Annotated in this window: 15 protein-coding genes; 8 read left to right on the top strand and 7 right to left on the bottom strand. The window is 58.1% G+C overall.

Annotated features, from left to right (window positions below):
- Positions 1–10 precede the first annotated feature (10 nt).
- Positions 11–1456 (bottom strand): 3' terminal RNA ribose 2'-O-methyltransferase Hen1, encoded by a 1446-nt coding sequence (locus K3G63_RS02980; RefSeq protein WP_220612599.1) that lies wholly within the window; start codon positions 1454–1456, stop codon positions 11–13.
- A 672-nt stretch (positions 1457–2128) separates the two neighbouring features.
- Between K3G63_RS02980 and K3G63_RS02975 the strand changes: the two genes are divergently transcribed.
- Complete coding sequence (locus K3G63_RS02975; RefSeq protein ID WP_220612598.1) at positions 2129–2689, top strand: hypothetical protein; 561 nt, start codon at positions 2129–2131, stop codon at positions 2687–2689.
- Positions 2690–2768: 79 nt separating this feature from the next.
- Here K3G63_RS02975 and K3G63_RS02970 read toward each other — a convergent pair whose 3' ends face one another.
- Positions 2769–3287 (bottom strand): NUDIX hydrolase, encoded by a 519-nt coding sequence (locus tag K3G63_RS02970; RefSeq protein ID WP_220612597.1) that lies wholly within the window; start codon positions 3285–3287, stop codon positions 2769–2771.
- A gap of 226 nt (positions 3288–3513) precedes the next feature.
- Here K3G63_RS02970 and K3G63_RS02965 point away from each other — a divergent pair, with 226 nt between their 5' ends.
- Together K3G63_RS02965 and K3G63_RS02960 are read left to right on the top strand one after the other, a co-directional pair.
- Positions 3514–4929 (top strand): DEAD/DEAH box helicase, encoded by a 1416-nt coding sequence (locus tag K3G63_RS02965; RefSeq protein ID WP_220612596.1) that lies wholly within the window; start codon positions 3514–3516, stop codon positions 4927–4929.
- Between the two features lie 200 nt (positions 4930–5129).
- Positions 5130–5609, top strand: a complete 480-nt coding sequence (locus tag K3G63_RS02960; RefSeq protein ID WP_220612595.1) for a hypothetical protein — start codon at positions 5130–5132, stop codon at positions 5607–5609.
- Between the two features lie 130 nt (positions 5610–5739).
- Here K3G63_RS02960 and K3G63_RS02955 read toward each other — a convergent pair whose 3' ends face one another.
- The 3 genes from K3G63_RS02955 to K3G63_RS02945 form a co-directional block, all read right to left on the bottom strand.
- A complete protein-coding gene (locus K3G63_RS02955; protein WP_220612594.1) occupies positions 5740–5910 on the bottom strand; it encodes a hypothetical protein in 171 nt (56 codons plus the stop codon).
- Between the two features lie 799 nt (positions 5911–6709).
- Positions 6710–7255 carry a helix-turn-helix transcriptional regulator gene (locus K3G63_RS23140; RefSeq protein ID WP_220612593.1) on the bottom strand — a complete coding sequence of 182 codons (546 nt, stop codon included), beginning with the start codon at positions 7253–7255 and terminating at the stop codon, positions 6710–6712.
- 599 nt (positions 7256–7854) lie between these two features.
- On the bottom strand, positions 7855–9615 hold the full coding sequence (locus K3G63_RS02945) for a murein L,D-transpeptidase (protein ID WP_220612592.1): 1761 nt from the start codon (positions 9613–9615) through the stop codon (positions 7855–7857).
- 305 nt (positions 9616–9920) lie between these two features.
- Between K3G63_RS02945 and K3G63_RS02940 the strand changes: the two genes are divergently transcribed.
- Together K3G63_RS02940 and K3G63_RS02935 are read left to right on the top strand one after the other, a co-directional pair.
- Positions 9921–11738, top strand: a complete 1818-nt coding sequence (locus K3G63_RS02940) for a M1 family metallopeptidase (RefSeq protein ID WP_220612591.1) — start codon at positions 9921–9923, stop codon at positions 11736–11738.
- A gap of 189 nt (positions 11739–11927) precedes the next feature.
- Complete coding sequence (locus K3G63_RS02935) at positions 11928–12866, top strand: cyanophycinase (protein WP_220612590.1); 939 nt, start codon at positions 11928–11930, stop codon at positions 12864–12866.
- A gap of 236 nt (positions 12867–13102) precedes the next feature.
- On the opposite strand, the gene K3G63_RS02930 is transcribed toward K3G63_RS02935, so the two are convergent.
- Complete coding sequence (locus K3G63_RS02930) at positions 13103–14089, bottom strand: isoaspartyl peptidase/L-asparaginase family protein (protein WP_220612589.1); 987 nt, start codon at positions 14087–14089, stop codon at positions 13103–13105.
- A gap of 148 nt (positions 14090–14237) precedes the next feature.
- Here K3G63_RS02930 and K3G63_RS02925 point away from each other — a divergent pair, with 148 nt between their 5' ends.
- The 3 genes from K3G63_RS02925 (at position 14238) to K3G63_RS02915 (ending at position 16496) form a co-directional block, all read left to right on the top strand.
- Positions 14238–14663: a DUF3127 domain-containing protein gene (locus tag K3G63_RS02925; RefSeq protein WP_220612588.1), complete on the top strand. Its 426-nt coding sequence runs from the start codon at positions 14238–14240 to the stop codon at positions 14661–14663.
- 245 nt (positions 14664–14908) lie between these two features.
- Positions 14909–15778, top strand: coding sequence for an SDR family oxidoreductase (locus K3G63_RS02920; RefSeq protein ID WP_220612587.1), 870 nt, complete (start codon positions 14909–14911; stop codon positions 15776–15778).
- Between the two features lie 91 nt (positions 15779–15869).
- Positions 15870–16496, top strand: coding sequence for a helix-turn-helix domain-containing protein (locus tag K3G63_RS02915; RefSeq protein ID WP_220612586.1), 627 nt, complete (start codon positions 15870–15872; stop codon positions 16494–16496).
- A 757-nt stretch (positions 16497–17253) separates the two neighbouring features.
- Here the strand turns inward: K3G63_RS02915 and K3G63_RS22690 are convergent.
- On the bottom strand, positions 17254–18732 hold the full coding sequence (locus tag K3G63_RS22690) for an alpha/beta hydrolase-fold protein (protein ID WP_259404242.1): 1479 nt from the start codon (positions 18730–18732) through the stop codon (positions 17254–17256).
- Positions 18733–18864 lie beyond the last annotated feature (132 nt).

Below are 18864 nucleotides of genomic sequence, written 5' to 3'. Positions count from 1 at the left end.
CCTACTGATCTTACCGTTCGAATACTGCCAGCTGCGAAGGAGCGCCATGTTCTGCTACTTCGGGTCCTAAAGGCTCAATGCGCACGCGGTACCCATTCCGTTCGGCTACGCCCGCAGCCCACTCGGCAAACTGGGCCTGCGTCCACTCGAAACGGTGGTCTTCGTGGCGAAACTCTCCGGCTGATAAGGCTTCGTAGCGCTGGTTATACTCCGCATTGGGGGTAGTAACCAGCACGGCGCCGGGCCGGGCCCGGGCAAACACGACCTGCTCGAAGGCGGCCAACCGGCTTTCGTCCAAGTGCTCAATTACTTCGACTACGGCGGCCGCATCGTAGCCGGCTAGGCGCGGGTCGTGGTAGAGCAAGGAGCCTTGGGTAAGGGTTAGGCGCTCGCGCTGGCGCGGGGGCATTTCAGCGATATTCAGGCGTTGTTGAGCCCGCTCCAGCTCCCGCCACGATACATCCAGGGCCAGAATGTGCTCTACCTGCGGGAGCTTCAGCAGCCGCCGCACCAGCTTCCCTTCCCCGCAGCCTAAGTCCAGTACCCGCTGGGCCCCCAGCCGACGAAGTTCCTCGGCCACGCGGTCCAGGCGCAGATCGTGCAGATTCTGTTTTTCTGCTGCCGGCACCACGCTGCCGCCAGAAGTCAAGATAGCCGCAGTTTCAGCAAGGGCAATTTCTTCCCGCGCATCTGCTGCTACGTCATCCGTAGCGGCCTGCTCTGCGGCCAACAACCGCTCCAGGGTAGGGTTTACATACTCAGCAAACCGCAGATAGCGGCGGGTAATAAACTCCCGCTCGGGGTGCTGGGGCAACCAGGCAGCGCCACGGCGCAGTAACTTCTCTGCTTCCGCTTGGGCAACCCAATAGTGCTTGTCGCCGCGGTCTAGCACCGGAATAAGCACGTAGAGGTGACTCAGCAGCTCCTGCAGGCGTACAGCGGGGTGTTGCAGACGCAACGTGAAGTAGCGGCTGTTGCCCCACTCGGGCACCGTAGGATCCAGCGGATGTGCTTCAACTTCCACCTCGTAGCCCAAAGGCTCGAAGAGGCGCCGCAGTTGCTCGGCACTGGCGGCCGGCATTACGGCTACAGTAGCGGCAAGGGGTAGCCGCTGCTCAGGCAAGTCAGGCCGTTCCTTGCACGTGCCGTTCAGGGCCGTGTTAAAGGCTTTGCCGAGCGCGACGCTGAAGAAAGATGATGCTACGTAGGGGCGGTCGTTTACGTACTGCTCTAGCGCAAAACCCTCGCCGGCGGGGCCACGGTGGCTGCGTACCAGAGCTACTGGATCTATGTCGAGCAGCAAGGCCACGGTGCAGCGCTCCGCCGTAGCCTCGGGGTAGAAGATATGAGCCTGCCCGGCGGCCACCGCTACGGTTTGCAAGCGAGCCGGGTTCTTATGTAGCAAGTAGCCCAGGTCGGTCGCGGGCTGGTGGGTAGTAGAAATGGTAAGGAGCATACCGAATAGTGGGTAGCACGGATAGAACACGGCTCGCTACCGCAGACGAGCCAGCGCAAGGTACCGGTTTGTCGGTTCCCGTTGGCCCCAGGCGGCCCTTCCCGGCCCGGTCTTTTCTGCCCCTGGCCCACACTGACTGCTTTAGCTTAGCACTTCCTCCTGCCTGCACGTAGGAAGGTTTTTTCAATACAGATGGTAAGCTTGGCAAGCTATATCGCGCACTTCGTCCCTACTAGCAGCCTCACCTAGATTTCATCGGAAGAGAAAAGCGCACAGGCAAATACAACCCCACACGAGTACTTTACATTTGGGTAATAAGTTGTTTTAACATTTGTTTTAAACCAAGAGCATCAAGCGTTTGTCACCCTAGGCAGGGTCTTGGGCTAATACTTCATACGTTCCGGCTGCCGCTGCTTTTTGGCTGGGAGCACACCGCCTCGCGTTGGCAATAACTACGCTGCTCAGCTTTTCTCCCTGCGCAAGCTTCCTCTGCCAGCCGGGGCCTCCCTTGCTTAAACCAGCACACCGGCTGCAGGCTTCCTCCCCCTAAGCCCGGCATCTACCGGCAGTGCCGCTACGCTGGCCGAAACAATTCGTGGGGGCCCCGCCTGATTATCTATCTTTGCCTTGTCGAAATCCGGCCTCTCACCTTATCTGCTTTGCTCTGCTTATATGAAGAAATTTTTCCTCCTCTCCGCTTTGCTGCTCACGACGCTGGCTGCCTCGGCCCAGTACATGCCCGGCAAGCCCCGCAAGAAATATGCTTTCCCTAAAAAGGACGAAGAAAGCCCTTACGTACTTAACGTTACCAAGAACACGGACGAGGATGCGGAAGTAGATGCCTGCGTTACGCGCGTAGCTTACCGCCCCTACGCGGAACTGCTCACCGAAATTACTGAACTGAAGCGGATGAATAACTGGGCCGATACTACCTACCAGCGCCGCTTTCAGCAGTTGCCTGCTGGAGGGCTGCTTACAGTAACTATGTACCGGCGCGGGGCTCAAAACGCCGACCCGGCCTACCTCAGCCTGGTCGCCAAAACCAAGGAGGGTAAAGAAGTCCTGAGCCTGCCGGAGCTGCCGGCGGGCCAAGGCCGGTTCTGGAACCGTGACTTGTACATGAGCAAGCGAACTGTGCCATTCACCAAAACCGACGTCCCTCAGGATGTCTTCCTGACTATCAACGACGCTAAAACCAAGCAGAACTTCGAGTATATTATTAAAGTTCAGTAGGTTCCAGCACTCTTGACCAAATGGTAAAGCGCCGACTCTTCAACCAGAACCGGGGCTTTACCATTTGGTTACTCAACAGCTAGCGTCCTTGGCGCAATTGCGCCCACTGCACGGCTACCACTGTTTTAGCGTCTTCAAAGGCAGCCTGCGCTAACTCCTCCGGGCGGTAGAAGACCGGCTCGATTTTTTCATTTTCCTCAGCTAGGCCGCCACCCCGCCCCGTCTGACGACTTACTTCGGCGTAGAAAATGGTAATGGCCTCCGCGCTGGTACCCGGCGAGGGTAGCACCCGGGCAATCTGCTCCAGGTAATCAACCTCGTACCCTAGTTCTTCGAGAATCTCCCGGCGAATAGCAGCCGGGGGCTCCTCGTCCCCGTCAACCATGCCGGCGGCCAGCTCTACCAGCTCTTTTTCGGGCCCTATCCGGTACTGACGGGCAAGGATGTAGTGCCGTTCCTGGGTGTTGTATACGAGGGCGGCCACGGCAGTACCGGGCTCAAACCGCTCCCGCGTGAGCAAGTCAGCGCCATCTGCCACCTGCAGGACACTGAGTTTGTAGTGCCCGTCGTAGGCAATTTTCCGATTGGTGATGCGCATAAGAAAAGGAAAAGACTAGAGTATGTGGGAGGAAAGTAAACGGTTTTGCCCAGACTGAGTGTTATACAAAAATTACGGTATTCTTCTGCGCGCTTTTTCTGCAGTTACTACTGGCCGTCGCCATTTTACAGCCGGTGCGCGCATCCGCATAAAAACCCGACCTTTGCGGGCTCAGTATGTCCCGTGCCATTTCCGCTGCCGCTGTGCAGCCGCTTTTTTCCCTTTGATGTCGTTCGACGAACTAAACCTGATTGACCCCATCCTGCGCGCATTGCGCGAGGAAGGCTACACTACCCCCACCCCCATTCAGCAACAGGCCATTCCGCAGGTGCTAGAGGGCCACGATTTACTAGGTATCGCCCAGACCGGCACCGGCAAAACGGCCGCGTTTACCGTACCCATCCTGCAAATCTTGCACCAGACGGCGCAGGTAGAGCGTCATGCCCCAGGCCGGATCCGCTGCCTCGTGCTTACTCCTACCCGGGAACTAGCTATTCAGATCGGGGAAAGCTTTGCCGCATATGGCCGGCACCTGCCCAAGCTCCGCTCCACAGTTATTTTCGGCGGTGTGGGGCAGCACCCCCAGGTGCAGGCCCTGAAGCGCGGCGTGGAAGTACTCATTGCCACACCCGGTCGCCTGATCGACTTGATGAACCAGGGTTTTATTGACCTGCGCACCCTGGATATTTTCGTGCTGGATGAGGCCGACCGGATGCTGGACATGGGCTTTATCCACGATATCAAGCGTATTCTGCCTAAGCTCCCCGCTCGCCGCCAAACCTTATTTTTCTCGGCTACGATGCCCGGTCAGATTCAGGAACTGGCCAACAGCATTCTGCGCCCGAATCCGGTGAAGGTGGCCGTCACACCGGTGTCGAGCACTGCCGAAACGGTAACGCAAGCGGTGTACATGGTGGACAAAGCGCACAAGCCCGCTCTGCTGGAACACGTGTTGCAGGACCCCACTATTCGACGCGTGCTGGTGTTCACCCGCACCAAGCACGGAGCCGACAAAGTTGTGCGAACCTTGGCCAAGGCAGAAATCCCGGCCGAGGCCATCCACGGTAACAAGTCGCAGAACCACCGGCAACGAGCCCTCAGCAACTTCAAGGCCGGCACTACCCGCGTATTGGTGGCAACCGACATTGCCGCCCGCGGCATCGACGTCGATGAACTCACGCACGTTATCAACTACGAAATTCCGAACGAGCCGGAAACCTATGTGCACCGCATTGGCCGCACCGGACGGGCCGGCGCGGATGGGATGGCTCTTTCGTTCTGTGAGGATGAAGAGCGCGCCTATCTCCAGGATATTCAAAAGCTGATTCGCCGTCAGATTCCTGTTGTGCAAGACCACCCGTACTTCTCCGCCGAGGTGGCGCCTGTGCCGCTTTCCGGCGGGCCGGCCATCAAACGGCCCAAAGGACCGGCCGGTCGTCCTCCGCGGCCCGGCCGGGACCCGCAGGTAACCAGTCAAGCCCGCGCTGAAGGCAACAGCCGCCCCCACAGCCGCGGTGACCGATCCGCTGGTCAGAATGTCCGTGGCAACCACGCCCCAGCCAGTCCCCGCGCTGAGGGGAGCGGCGGCGGGCGAAGTGGGCAGCGTCGTCGGTCCCGCGGTGCCAGCGGGGGTAACCGGTAACTTCCCGCGCCACTGGCCTGGTTCACTCCACGTGGGTTAGGCATACGTTGCAGCCACTCTTCTACTCTCGCCGCTAAAGGCGGAGAAAGCAGAAGAGTGGTTTTTTACGTCTTTAATAAGCAAACAAAATCCTGAGCAGAACATTTACTTAGCTGGATGCTTCGCTGTTCTTGCCCAGACGTACTTTTTGCTTGCTTGCTATGGCTCATGCCCCCTTCCACATCATTCAGGCCCTGCGCGAGACAGCGCAACGCCTCGCAGCCCAGGCTCCTTATCAATGGGGGCACATGGGCAGCTGTAACTGCGGCCACCTAGCCCAAACCGTTACCAAGCTAACCAAAGGCGAAATTCACGCCCGGGCCATGCAACGGTACGGCGATTGGGAGCGGCAACTACAGGATTATTGTCCGACCAGTGGGCTGCCTATTGACGCTACCATTGATGAGATGCTGACCCTGGGCTTCACTCGCTCCGAGCTGGCCCACCTGGAGCGGCTTTCCGCCCCGGCTGTTCTGGCCGCTATTCCATTTGAAAGGCGCAATAGTATGCGACATAATCAACGGGATGACGTGGTTCTCTACCTGCGCACATGGGCCGCACTGCTGGAACATAAGGTGCTGGCCGAGATTCAGCTACCTACCTTGCTACCGACTGAGGCTGCTACAACTTCCGCCGTATAATCTCCTGGTATTTTTGGCACGCAGAAAGCCCCGCTGACATAGTCGACGGGGCTTCTTCTCTTATATAGCGACTCAGTACTACCGGAGCAGTTGGCATCCGGGCTCCACGCTCTGTATCTACCAGCTAAGGCTAGTAGTTAACGTTGCTGCGTTGCGCTTCCCGGTACTGCTCTGTGCGGTGACTACGCTTATAGGCAGCATCCGCATTCGGATCTTTTTCCGCATCAGGAGCTTGCGAGCAGGACGAGAGGAACAACGAGGCGCAGGCGGCGAACAGGAAAGGCAGACGGAATTTTTTCATACCCCAAAGGTAAGCACCGCCCCGAAGATGGCCAAGCAGGTTGTCATCTACCTCACTGCCTATTCTGGCTGCGGGGGTTTTCTAAGAACAGAGGCACGTTGTGAAGAGTAGACTAGCCGGTGACAGGATATGCACGTTCAGTTTGTATATGCCGAGTGGGCTTCCTGTGTGTGGTAGCTAGCATAAGGATTACAAATGTATTTACAACTGTAAAATATGCCGCGACTAGCTTTCTGCTGTTTGTACTCCTAACGAACGAGTCTGGTTTATTACTGCTCTGTCTGGTTTTCGTGGGAAGCTGAAGCAACCTACCTCTTGGACTATCTGTGTGGCCTCCACTTCACTAAATGAATTAGCCTGCTGGCAGGGCACATAAATTGAACTTTGCAGATCATATCAAGAGGCAAGAAATTTAGCATATCAACCCGCTTTTTATAGTTTAATCGGCAGCCAAACGCCCACAGAAGAATATATGATTATCTCCATAACTTCTGCACCGTAAGCCAAAATCACATACCTAACTTAATCATTTATATGATTCATCGTAAACTACTGATAAACAACATCATTTATATAATGTAAAACGTTTATAAGCAACTTAATTAGCACAGACAACCATAGTGTTTAACTCGGTTGAGGCCCTGGACAAACACGACAGTTATCAAGCACCTTTACTACTGCTTTTTAGCGGGCCGCAGCATTTCACTTACCTATGCTGACAAATTGCATCTACTGGGCATACACAGTATGCTGCTCCTGGCACGGCTGCACCTTCAGCAAAGAAAACAATAAGCTGAGTCTATTCAGGCTGAAAGTCGGAGAAGGTGCCGTCTTGGTAGAAAATAACGATACGCCGAATACGCTTGCCAGCGGTAGCAAAGGCAGCAGCTTGGGCTTCAGGTGGCGATGCCAGTAAAGGGGCACTAACCGGTAGCGCTTCTGTCGCAGTGGCATGAGCCGGAGGCTCCGGAACAGTAGAAAGAGCTTGAGTGGCTTGCACTGGCTCCGAAGAGGCGGGGGAAGGCGCAGCTTTAGGTGCCTCCAGAGCTTTCGCTGCTTTGGGAGTAGAGTTGCCCTCACGGTGACCCCGCAGTGGCCGTACAGTGGCTGTTTCTGACGCTTGTAGAGGCGGTAAGTCTAGCATCTGTCCGCTTCCGCTTAGTAACCAAGACAACGACAGCTCCGGAAAGGCCCCGATAATTTTCTGCACTACCTCCAAGCTTGGCTTATTGCGTCCGCTCAGTATGTGGCTCACAATGGGCCGCGAAACCCCTATCGTGTCCGCAAACTGCGTAGGGCTAAGCTGCCGCGCAGCCAGTAGCTCCCGAATACGTTGCTCAATCATTCCAAACCTTTTGTATGGTTACAAATGTAGCAGCTTCCCACAGCTCCTCCTACGAGCGAGCCTATTGTTTACATACTTAAACAACGAATACCCATTTGCCACCTTTGTTTACATAAATAACCTATGCCTAGGCAGTGATTACATATGTTATTACATTAGTAAACTCTTGCTTGCCCCTTTTGCTTCTCTATTGCAGCTGAAGTACTACCAGAAAGTTTCTCGGCTTTGCCATAGCCATCGTAGTAGATCCTGGAAAGCGGATACAGCCTGTCTGTAAGAATAGCCCGTTGCAGTAGCCTGCCCTTCCGCTTCGGGGGTAGGCCTACTACCAGAGCTTATATTTTGTAGCTACAGGTACTGGTTGGTCCCGGCTACAAGCTTATGCTCAATAGCTCAACATTCTCGAACCTATAGTCACAAAAAGCCAGTAGGGCAGCTCTCCATTGGAGGCTGCCCTACTGGCTTTTTCTGCGACGTACACTGCCTATATTCCCGGCGGCCGGGGTAGGACTTGGGCAAGCCCGCTATACGTAGTAAGCAAAATAAATGCGTTGCGATTACAGCCCTACATACACTGTCCGCTGCCTACGGCCAGGGCTCTAATCGAAGTACTCTTTGGCCAGGGCCTTGTCGTGCCCGTAGATATCGTCGCGGAAATGAACCTTGCCGGCCTCGTCTACCCACGTAGTAAAGTAAACCAAGTATACTGGTAGCTTTTCAGGTAGGGTTACATATTTCTCCCGCCGCCCTGCAATCGTGTCCATGATGGCAGTCCGGTCCCAGCCGGGCTTATTACGAAGCAGATATTCGGCCAGCTTGATGGGCTCTGCTACCCGCACGCACCCGTGGCTGAAGCCACGCTTGGTTTGGCTGAACAGTTCGTCGTGAGGGGTATCGTGGAGGTAAATATCTTGAGAGTTGGGAAAGATAAACTTTACGTCGCCCAGGTCATTCTTGGGTCCCGGCCGCCGGCGTAAGGTATACTTCCACGTCTTCTCCGTTAGGTTGCTCCAGTTAATGCTGGAAGGATCAACGGGGGTAGCTTTAGCGCCCCACCCTTTCACAACTTCCATGTCCAGCCGGTCAAGGGTACCGTGAGGGTCGGCGGCCAGCTTATTGCGAAGCTCTTTATCAATGATGCTGTAGGGTACGTTCCAGTAAGGGGCTAGTACGACGAACTCCATTTTGTCGCTGAAGACCGGCGTTGCGTTCAGAGTCTTGCCCACAATTACGGGCATGGTGAAGGCTTCTTTGCCTTCTTCTACTACGTGCAGCGTGTACTCAGGAATGTTTACGAGCAGGTAGCTGGGTTCAAACTTTTTAGGAATCCAGCGCCAGCGCTCCATGTTCAGCATGATTTGGTCGATGCGCTGATTAACCGGAATATTGAGCAGACGCAGGGTCTCGCCAGCCACGACGCCATCGGCCTTGAGACCGTTCTGCTGCTGAAACTCTTTCACGGCGGCTACCAGCTCGGGAGTGTAGGCAGGGGCTGATGCAGTAGTTGCGGGAACTGCCGAACCTGGCTTATTAGCCACGGCCACGGCGGGCGTAGCCGTAGCGGCCGTAGCCGCATTCTGCCCCAGCAGCCGGGCGCTCAGAGCTGTCACGGCCGGCGACGAGGTGCCCGGCACTAAGCGCGTGCCAGCGGGGATAGTAGGCCACCCCCCGTTGCGCTGAATTTCCCGGTACTCAGCTAAGGCCTTTTTCAGCCGGTCATACTCGGGGTGAAGCGGCTCGAAATCATAATAGCCGTAGATGCTCTCCCGCTCTTTGAGGATAGTCATCAGGGCTTTGTGCAGCTTGATCTTATTCCGCTTGACCTTCCAGTCAATAGCCTTCACGGCGCGCGGGTCTACCGTACCCCGATAAAAGTCGGAGGCATAGTTAAAGTAGGTACCCGACAAAGCCACATCAATTTCCTTTTCCAGCGCATTGCGCTTGGTAGAGTCCGACTGTGCTGCTTCTAAGCTCGCAAAAAGCTTATTGAAATCCTTGGTTTTGTAGTCATTAGGATCCAGCCCTTCGTCAGCCGCCTTGTTAATAACGGCCAGCAGGGTTTTGGCCTGGGGCACCACCTCATGGTTACGGAACCACCCCAGCCGGAAGCCTCGCTCCCGGTAGAATTTCTTGGCCCACTCAATCTGGTCCTTAAATTTTGGTTCCGCCGACATGTACTTTACAATGTATACACTGTCGAGCGTGGGCTGGGCGCCGCCCGCCTTGGTCAGGCCGCCGGGTAGGGCCTCCTTGAGCTGCGCCTTCTGGTCCTGGCTGCACGACACGGTAGACGTGAGCAGCAGCAGGCCCAGCAGCCAGCAGCAAACGGTATAGAAAAAGGGACGATGCGTTTCGTTCATGCCAGTAGTCAGGAGAAAAAGTAACAAAGCTGAATCAGATTTCGCGCCAACTTTAGCGGAATTTTGATTCACGACGTTGTACTGAATTCCGCAGGGCTGAGTTGTCAGCGCCGGGTTTTCTCCTGCGGCGGCAAGTTAGCGCATTTACACCGACTCCCGGCTCGACCAGCGCAGACAAATCAGGGCTGTTTACCGCTCGGCCGGCGGCCGGGGCGGGCGGCGGCCGGGGCGGGCGGCGGCGGCCTCCTGTTTTGGCTACCTTTGCCTTATCCTTGTTACTGCTCCGGCAGCCCTTCACCCCTACCATGTCGCACCATCCTTCCCTCGCCCCTGCCTTCACCCCGGACCCACACAGCTACGCCCGTCCCGCGGAAGTCAGCGTGCACCACCTCGACCTCGACCTGATCGTCGATTTCTCTTCCAGTACCCTCGCGGGAACGGCTACCTGGCAGCTTACCCATCATGCTCCGGCCGCTGAGCTAGTGCTGGACACCCGCGGATTGGCAATTGACGCTGTGCTGCTGGGTGGCCCCGACGGCACCCCTACTACCTATGAGTTTGGGCCCGATGATACAGTGCTGGGCCAGCCCCTGCACATTGTCCTCTCTCCCGATGCGGCTGCCGTTACCATTCGCTACCGTACCGCGCCGGGCGCCGCCGCCTTGCAGTGGCTACCCCCCGCGCAAACCGCCGGCCGCCAGCAGCCTTTCCTCTTCACCCAGTCGCAGGCCATCCTGGCCCGCACTTGGCTCCCCTGCCAGGACTCCCCCGGCGTGCGCTTCACCTACGAAGCGCGGGTGCAGGTTCCCGCCCACCTGCTCCCGCTAATGAGCGCCGAGAACCCGCAGGAGCGCACCCCCGACGGCTCGTATACTTTCCGTATGAGCCAGCCCATTCCAGCCTACCTTATGGCCCTGGCCGTGGGTGACCTGGAGTTCCGCCCTCTTAGCGCCCGCACCGGCGTGTACGCCGAACCTGCTACCCTGCCCCAAGCAGCCGAGGAGTTTGCCGATCTGGAAGACATGGTCACAGCCGCTGAGGACTTGTACGGCCCCTACCGATGGGAGCGGTACGACTTGCTGGTGCTGCCGCCCTCCTTCCCGTTTGGCGGTATGGAAAACCCGCGGCTTACGTTTGTTACCCCCACCATTCTGGCCGGCGACCGGAGCCTGACCAGCCTGGTGGCCCACGAGCTGGCGCATTCCTGGAGTGGTAACCTGGTGACCAACGCCACCTGGAACGACTTCTGGCTGAATGAAGGCTTCACAGTATACTTCGAGCGCCGCATTATGGAGAAGCTCTATGGCCGGCCCTACGCTGATATGCTCCAGGTGCTAGGGCATACTGCCCTACTCCATACCGTCGAGGAACTCGGGCCCACCAGTCCTGACACCCACCTGCACCTTAACCTAGCCGGCCGGGACCCCGACGAGGGATTAAATGAAATTGCCTACGAAAAAGGTGACTACCTGTTGCTCACCCTGGAGCACCTGGTTGGCCGGCCGGCCCTAGACACCTTTATCAAAGATTACTTTGCCCGGCACAGCTTCCGCAGCATGGACACGCTTTCCTTCGTAGAGTATCTGCGGCAGGAGTTGCTGGCCAAGCACCCGGGCCTGGAAGAGCACCTGCAGCTAGCCGCCTGGATTAATGGCCCGGGCATTCCGGCAGTAGCTCCACCTGTGGTGGCGGCCCGCTTTCAGGCGGTAGAGGCGGCACTGGCGCAGTGGCAAGCCGGCACGCCCGCCGCAAACCTCACAACCACAGGCTGGACCAGCCACGAGTGGGTACACTTCCTGCACGGGCTACCGCCGGGCCTAACCGCCGCCCGACTGACGGAGCTGGACGAGGCATTTGCCTTTACTCATTCGGGGAATGCTGAAATACTGGCCGCTTGGTTTCCCTTAACTATTGCGGCCGGGTACGCGCCCGCTGAAGAGCCGCTCCGGGAGTTTCTGACGTGGGTGGGGCGGCGCAAGTTTCTCGTGCCCCTCTACCGGGCGCTGCTGGCTACCCCCTCTGGCGCCGACCGGGCCCGGGCTATTTACGCCGCCGCGCGCGGCAACTATCACGCCGTGGCCACCAGCACGTTTGACGCGCTACTGGGTAACCCCACCGAGTAGCTGGCGCACTTCGACCAGAACGCCGCCCGAGCTGGGCGGCCAAGCCCTTATTTCGGGCGCTAAATGAGCTGGGGCCGGAACGCCGCAGCTGCCGTGCTTTGTTACGGCTGGTGGCCCGACAGAGGTGGCCTGAACCTTGCTTGCACAAGCGGGTTCTTTCTTAGTTGTGTGATTAAGCTGATTTCCGCATTGAAAAACTCTAGACCGCTCGGGAAGCTAATTGCCATTGGAGGCAATGAAGACAAGGGTACTTACCCTAACCCGCGCACCAAAAAGAAATACTACCTCAACTTTTTCGAGTTGGGTATCCTCAAGCGGGTAGTACTGGAATCCGGCAAGGAAGACCCACGCATTGAGGTTATCACTACCGCCTCCATGATTCCGGAGGAAGTAGCCCGCATCTATGTCTCCTCATTCACTATGCTCAACTGCAACAACGTGAGCATAATGGATATTCGGGTGCCCGAGGATGCCCTCCGCCCCGAGTACGTTGAGCGGCTAAAGCAGGCCGACGTTGTGATGTTCTCGGGGGGCAACCAGTCGCGCCTGACGGATATTTTCGGGGGTACAGAATTTCTGGCCACCCTGCAGGAGCGCTACTACAACCAGCCTAACTTCATTATTGCGGGTACCTCGGCCGGCGCCATGGCCATGTCTAAAACCATGATCAAAGGCGGCAGTGTGCCGGACGCCCTCATGAAGGGAGCCGTGAAGATGGGAACGGGACTGGGCTTTATCGACAACGTAGTTATCGACTCACACTTCGTGAAGCGGGGGCGCTTCGGCCGCCTGATTGAGGCCGTGGCCCTGCACCCCAAGCTGATTGGCATTGGCCTGGGTGAGGACACGGGCGTGCTTATCACGGAAGGCAGCCAGATTGAAACCATTGGCTCCAACCTGGTTATCATCATGGATGGCCACAAGCTGGAGCACAACAATGCCCCCGCCGCCAGGAAGGGGGAGGCCATTTCTATTGAAAGCATGCTGCTGCATGTGCTGGTGAAAGGAAACCTCTACGACATCGACCAGCGCGAATTCTACCCCGACCTGAAGCTGCGCCAGCAAGCTGCCGAGTCGGTACGCCTGACCGCAGGCCAGGACGCAAATGAGCCGGCTCCCGCCCTCTAGCGGTGTTCCGCAACTCTGCATACACGAACGGCTTCCCTGGGGAAGCCGTTCGTGTTTTTGCTACCCCTGTATGCTGGGTAACCATAGCTTGTTTTTCTGCCCGGCAGGAAAAAACTCCTTTAACCGGCTGCCAATTCCTTTTACACTGCTTATCAACATTTTACCTTGCAAACGCAAGCGTATTTGTCCCGAGGCCTACTCCTTATATATATAGGCGCAGGAAGTATGTCTAGCATCTACTGGTAGATAGCCACGAACGGCGCCGCGTTGGCGCTGGTCTGGTAGGCACGGTACATGCCTTCCGAGTTGAAAGGCAGAGCTACGTTACCTGCCGCGTCCACGGCCACTAAGCCCCCTTCACCGCCGATAGGCGCGAGCTTGTCGTGCACGACTACACGGCACGCCTCGGCCAGGCTCAGGCCGCGGTACTCTATCAGGCAGCTGATGTCGTAGGCCACCACGGCGCGCAGAAAAAACTCGCCGTGCCCGGTGCAGCTAATGGCACAGGTGCGGTTGTCGGCGAAAGTGCCCGCCCCAATGATGGGCGAGTCGCCGATGCGGGAGTGCTGCTTGTTGGTCATGCCGCCGGTGCTGGTGGCGGCGGCCAGGTTGCCGTGTAAGTCAAGAGCCACGGCGCCCACGGTGCCCATTTTCTTTTTAGGGTCTTCGTTGGGAAAGGCGGATGGCTCGGCCAGGGGCGCGTCCGTAGTCAGGGCCTCGCTGTGGTCGAGGCGCATGCGGCCCTCGGCCAGCGCCTCCTGCAACTGCTCGTAGCGGTGCTGGGTGAAGAAGTATTCAGCGGGCTGCGTGGGCAGGCCGTGTTGTCGGGCCAGCTCATCGGCGCCGGGGTAGCCCAGTAACACGTGCTCCGTTTTCTCCATCACCAGGCGCGCCGCCCGGATAGGGTTCTGCACGGTACGCACCCCCGTAACGGCCCCGGCCGCCCGAGTGCGGCCATCCATGAGGGCGGCATCCATTTCGTGGTGGCCTTCGTGGGTAAACACGGCCCCGCGGCCGGCATTAAACAAGGGACAGTCCTCAAGGCTACGCACGGCCAGTTCCACCGCGTCGAGGGCCGAGCCACCCCGCTGCAGTACGGCGTAGCCGATAGCTAAGGCCTCGCCGAGGGCTTCGCGGTAGGCCTGCTCCTTTTCCGGGGTCATGGACTGGGGCGAAATAGTACCGGCCCCGCCATGCAGGGCCAAGGCGAAGGAAGTTGTCATAAAGCGAAAAAAATTAGCGGGTAAGCAAAAACGCAAGACAAAGGTAGGCAAGCATCTGAGCCTAACGGGCCAGGATTGACCCGAACGAACCGCGTTTTTTTTCGTAGGTTTGGTTTACTGTTTTCAACTCCCCAAACATATTCTTCTTATGGCTTACGAAGCTACCGGCCGCCTGCACGAGATTTTCGACGAACAGCAGGTGAGCGAGAAATTCCGCAAGCGCGAGTTCGTGCTGGAGGTCGTAGACGGCCAGTATCCCGAGCATATCAAGTTCCAGCTGGTACAGGATAAGACTGCCCTCATCGACTCCTACAAAGTGGGTGACGAGGTGAAAATCTCCTTTAACCTGCGGGGCCGCGGGTTCAACAAAAACGGCCAGATGCTGTACTTCACCAACCTCGAAGCCTGGCGCATCGAGTCCGGTGCTGGTGGAGGCGCTTCGGCTCCTCAGGGTGGTAGCAACTACCAGCAGTCGGCTCCCCGGGCCGCGGCTCCGGCCCAGAACCAGAACCCGAATCTGCGCGCTTCGGCCGCCCCTATTGCCTCGGACGACGACAACGACCTGCCCTTCTAACCCAGGTCATCACCCTGGCCTACGCAGTGTACGCAAAGCCGCTTCCTTTCCGGGGAGCGGCTTTTTGCTGCGCTATGGCCAGAATTTTGTGAGCTCCCGGCGCACTTAAGCGCTACCAACCGGTAGTAGTGGCATACCCCCCGGCGCTTTTTCCGTACGTCATTCCGGCAGCGCGTTCTTCGTTCACTCAACGGGCAGTGGCGCGCACTACCACCGGCTAACTGCCAGGCTCGATTTTTCTCTGTATGATTACTTCTCTCCCGCTTTCTGGAAAAACGGCCCTGGTCACGGGCGCTACCAGCGGCATCGGGCTGGTGACGGCCCGGGAGCTGGCCCGGCAGGGGGCCCGCGTTCTGCTGGTGGGCCGCGACGCCGACAAGGCAGCCCGAGCACTGGCTTCCGTTCAGCTGGCCGTGGGTCCGGAGGCTCCGGTGCACCTGAAATGCTACGACCTCTCGCTGCTGCGGAATGTACGGGCGCTGGCAGAAGAGTTGCAACGCGAGCTAAGCCAGCTGGATATTCTGATAAACAATGCGGGTATTATGCCGGGCCGGTTTACCCTCACCGAGGAGGGACACGAGCTAAGCTGGGCTACCAACCACCTGGCCCCCTACGCCCTGACCAACCTGCTCCTGCCCCTGCTGGATGCCGCGGGCCAGGCCCGGGTTGTTACAGTTTCCTCAATGGCACACTGGGTAGGCGAGATTGAGCCCGACCGAACCGTGCGCAACTCGCCCGATAAGTACAGCTGGCTCACGGCCTACGCTGACTCCAAGCTAGCCAACATTCTGTTCACGAGTGAGCTGGCCCACCGCCTCGATCTGACCGGCATTACGGCCAACTGCCTGCACCCGGGCATGGTGGATACCGGCTTGATCCGCCCCGACACCTCTCCCGTCATGAAGGCGTTGTGGTGGACAGCCAAGCCCTTGATGATTTCGCCCGAACGGGGCGCGCAAACCAGCCTCTACCTGGCTACGTCCCCGGAGGTAGCACGGGTAAGCGGGCGCTACTTTTCCAACAGCCGCCCGGCCCGTACTTCGGAGCGCGCCCAAAGCCGGACTGAGGCCAGCCGCCTCTGGCGCATCTCAGCCGAGGAAACGGGTATTGAATAAGCAGCAGCGAGTTCTGCAGCCACCTTTTTTTAGTTTCCGCGTTACGCTACTATACTAGCTCTCCCTTCGGGGCGGCACTGACCGGTACGACATGACTGACTTACGGGAACTGATTCGGCAAGGGGAGGGTGAGCGGCTGGAGTTCAAGAAGCGCACCACCCACCCTACCCGCATTGCCCGCACGCTGGCTTCTCTGGCCAACACCCACGGCGGCCGGGTGCTGGTGGGCGTAGATGACGACGGCCGCATTGTGGGGGTGCGCGACGCGGAAGAGGAAATCTACCAGCTGCGTGAAGCCGCTGAGCACTACATCGATCCGCCGCTGGAGCTGCGTTTCAAGGAGATTGAGGAGGATGACCGGGTGGTACTGGTGGTAACGGTGGCCGAAAGCTCCCGCAAACCCCACCGGGCGCAGGTAGCCGAGGGCGACTGGCGTGCCTACGTGCGCGTGCGCGACGAAAGCGTGCAAACCAGCCAGCTCACGGAAAAAGCGCTGGGGCAAGCCGACCAAAGCCCCCGGTTTGAACGCATCCCGCTGAACAGAGAAGAACTAGCCGTACTGGACTACCTGCAGAAAAATCCGCGCATCACGCTGGCCCAGTACATGAAGCTGCTCAACATCGGGCAGCGCCGGGCCTACCGCACCTTAATTAAATTAACCCTGCACGGCTACATCAAGCACCACGACAAGCAGAAAGAAGTGTATTATACCCTGTAGAAATAATGCGCTGGCCTATTTATTCTGGCACCTTTCCACCCACCACCGCATAGCTTTTAGTTTCTTTTTTCTTCCTCCGGTAAATCCTTTTCCGCAATTCTTTGCAACGTGTCAGCCAGTATTTCCTGACCATAAGTAGGCGCTAGCCGAAACGGAAACTGCGCAATATTCTCATCCCAGGCAGCCAAATATCTTTTGAGTAATGATAGGAGGCACGTATTTAGTATTGGGGTATTTCCTCTGGTATTTTGCCGGCCACTTCCTGAGCCAGGAATCTGGTTCTCGGGCGGCTTGCAGAGCAAAAATTTACAAAATCCGTTCCCCTATATGCGCATGGGGTACCGCTCGTAGAACACGAATAACTTGACGGGTTTTAAATTGCCTTGGCTAGCAGCAATACCGTCAGACGCCCGCCATATTTCATCCCGCACGTATTCCGTGCTAAGTAGGAAGTGCATAGTTAATTCCGCTTTGTTAGCAGGCGCTCTATTTATCTATAGATATAAAATAAATTAAAAAAACAGCCTGAGCAGTAAACTACTCAGGCTGTGTGGCACTACTCTTGCTGACGCGCTTTCAGAGCTTTTTTCTCTTCCTTGGCGGCCTTTTTTTCCTTGGTGGTTTTAGCCGGCTCTTTCTTTTTTTCTTTGCGGGGTTCCTGGGCTTTAGCCATGATGGTAGGGATTTTTAAGAGGAAGTATTTAACTACTCTAACGAGCCAAACTGAGTGGGTGTTGTAGCCGGCTGAAAGTACGTACTACTCCAGCAGCGGGAGGTAGCGCTCCGTGAGCAGGCGCAGATGGTGCGCTTCGTGGCCGGGCACCATGTAGGCCAGGGCCCGCACGCTCACGGGGAAAGTACTGGCCGTGCCGGTTCGCTCATAGTCCTCGGGGCGCAGTGAGCTGAAGAAGCTTAAGGTAGCGGCGCGCACCGCATCGTACTCGCGTAAAATGTCGGCTAGGCTTCGCTCGTCGGCGCCGGAGGCGGGCACGTAATCATTTTGCTCGAATCCGGGCAACGGCGTGGTGTCGCCACGGGCGATGCGCAGGGCGCGGTAGGCAAAAATGCGCTCCGTATCGAGCACGTGCACCAGGCTTTCCTTGATGCTCCACTTGCCGGGGGCGTAGCGCAGTCGGGCCTGCTCGTCGGTCAGCCCCTGGAGCAGTTGCTTCAGAACCGTGGGCTGTTCTTGTAGCTGCTGCAGAGGATTGTGGCCTTCCGGGATAAGGCGAATGTAGGTATCGTAGTAGGGCGCGTACTCGGCGGCGCCGGGGCGCGTGGTCAGGTGGTTCATAGCACTAGGCGGGGCAGGAGATGTAGCAGGTGCCGCAGCTTGCGAAGGTAACAGCTTGCGGCGTCCGGCCCGCCGCAACCGGCTGGACCATGACCCCGCCGGGCTTGTTGCGGGCAGTTCATTCGGCGGCGGCCCCAGGGCAGTACCAGCCGCGCCGAAGGCCCAGCGCAGGAAATCCGGTAGCAGCCGCGCCCAGGTCAGCTGGTTATGGCGGCCCCCTACTACCTCAGCGTAGCGCACCGCTGCTTCGGGCAATCCTTGCCGCGCGAGCAGGGCCATCAGGTCGAGGGTGTCTTCAATGGAGTCGATGATGCCGTTCTGGTTTCGGTCGTTGGTTTCGTCGAGGGTACCGGTTTGGAGCCAGAACTGGTGCTGGGGGTGGGGCTGAGTGGCCCGGACCAGGCCATGCATAATCCGGTCGGCATCGGTGTAGCCGTCGTCGAGGGCCCGGCGCCGCCACCAGAAGGAGGGAGAAAATGCCCCCGCCCGCCGGGCCACCCCAGGGTTGTGCCATACAAAATCAAACGCCGCGAGGCCGCCCAGCGAGCAGCCTGCCCACACCACCTGCTCGGGGTCGGCGCTGACGTGGTAGTGCTGTTGGACGTGAGGCAGCAATTCCTCGCGAATGAAGTAGGCGTAGTGTCCGGCCCGGCTGCCGCGGCCCATATAGTCGGGCTGGCTGGCGGTGCCATATTCCTGAATTCGCTCGTGGGCGTGCACGGCCACGAGCACGAACGGCCGCAGCTCACCGCGGCGGTATAGCTCGCGCAGGGTGGCCGGCAGGCGCAGCCGCCACAGGTCCTGGCCATCATTAAGGCAGAGCACCGGGTAGGGCGCGGAAGCCGCGGCGTCATAGCCAGGGGGCAGTACTACCTCCAGCCGTACGGGGCGCTGCAGGTGCAGGGAAGTCAATGAATCGTCGCGCCGGACGGTGGGAACCATGGGGCGCGTTACAGGGGAAGCAGAACGGGGCATCGTCCGGGGGCAAGAAAACACAACGAGCCGACAAGGTACTGCCTTTCGGCTTGGCCACGTGCGGCTCAGCTTACGTACAGAGTTTCATAAGTTTCAACT

The organism is Hymenobacter sp. HSC-4F20, assembly GCF_019599275.1.
In the GTDB taxonomy this organism is placed as follows: domain Bacteria; phylum Bacteroidota; class Bacteroidia; order Cytophagales; family Hymenobacteraceae; genus Hymenobacter.
Note: the sequence above shows the minus strand (reverse complement) of the source record. Positions and strands in the feature narration are given on the sequence as shown.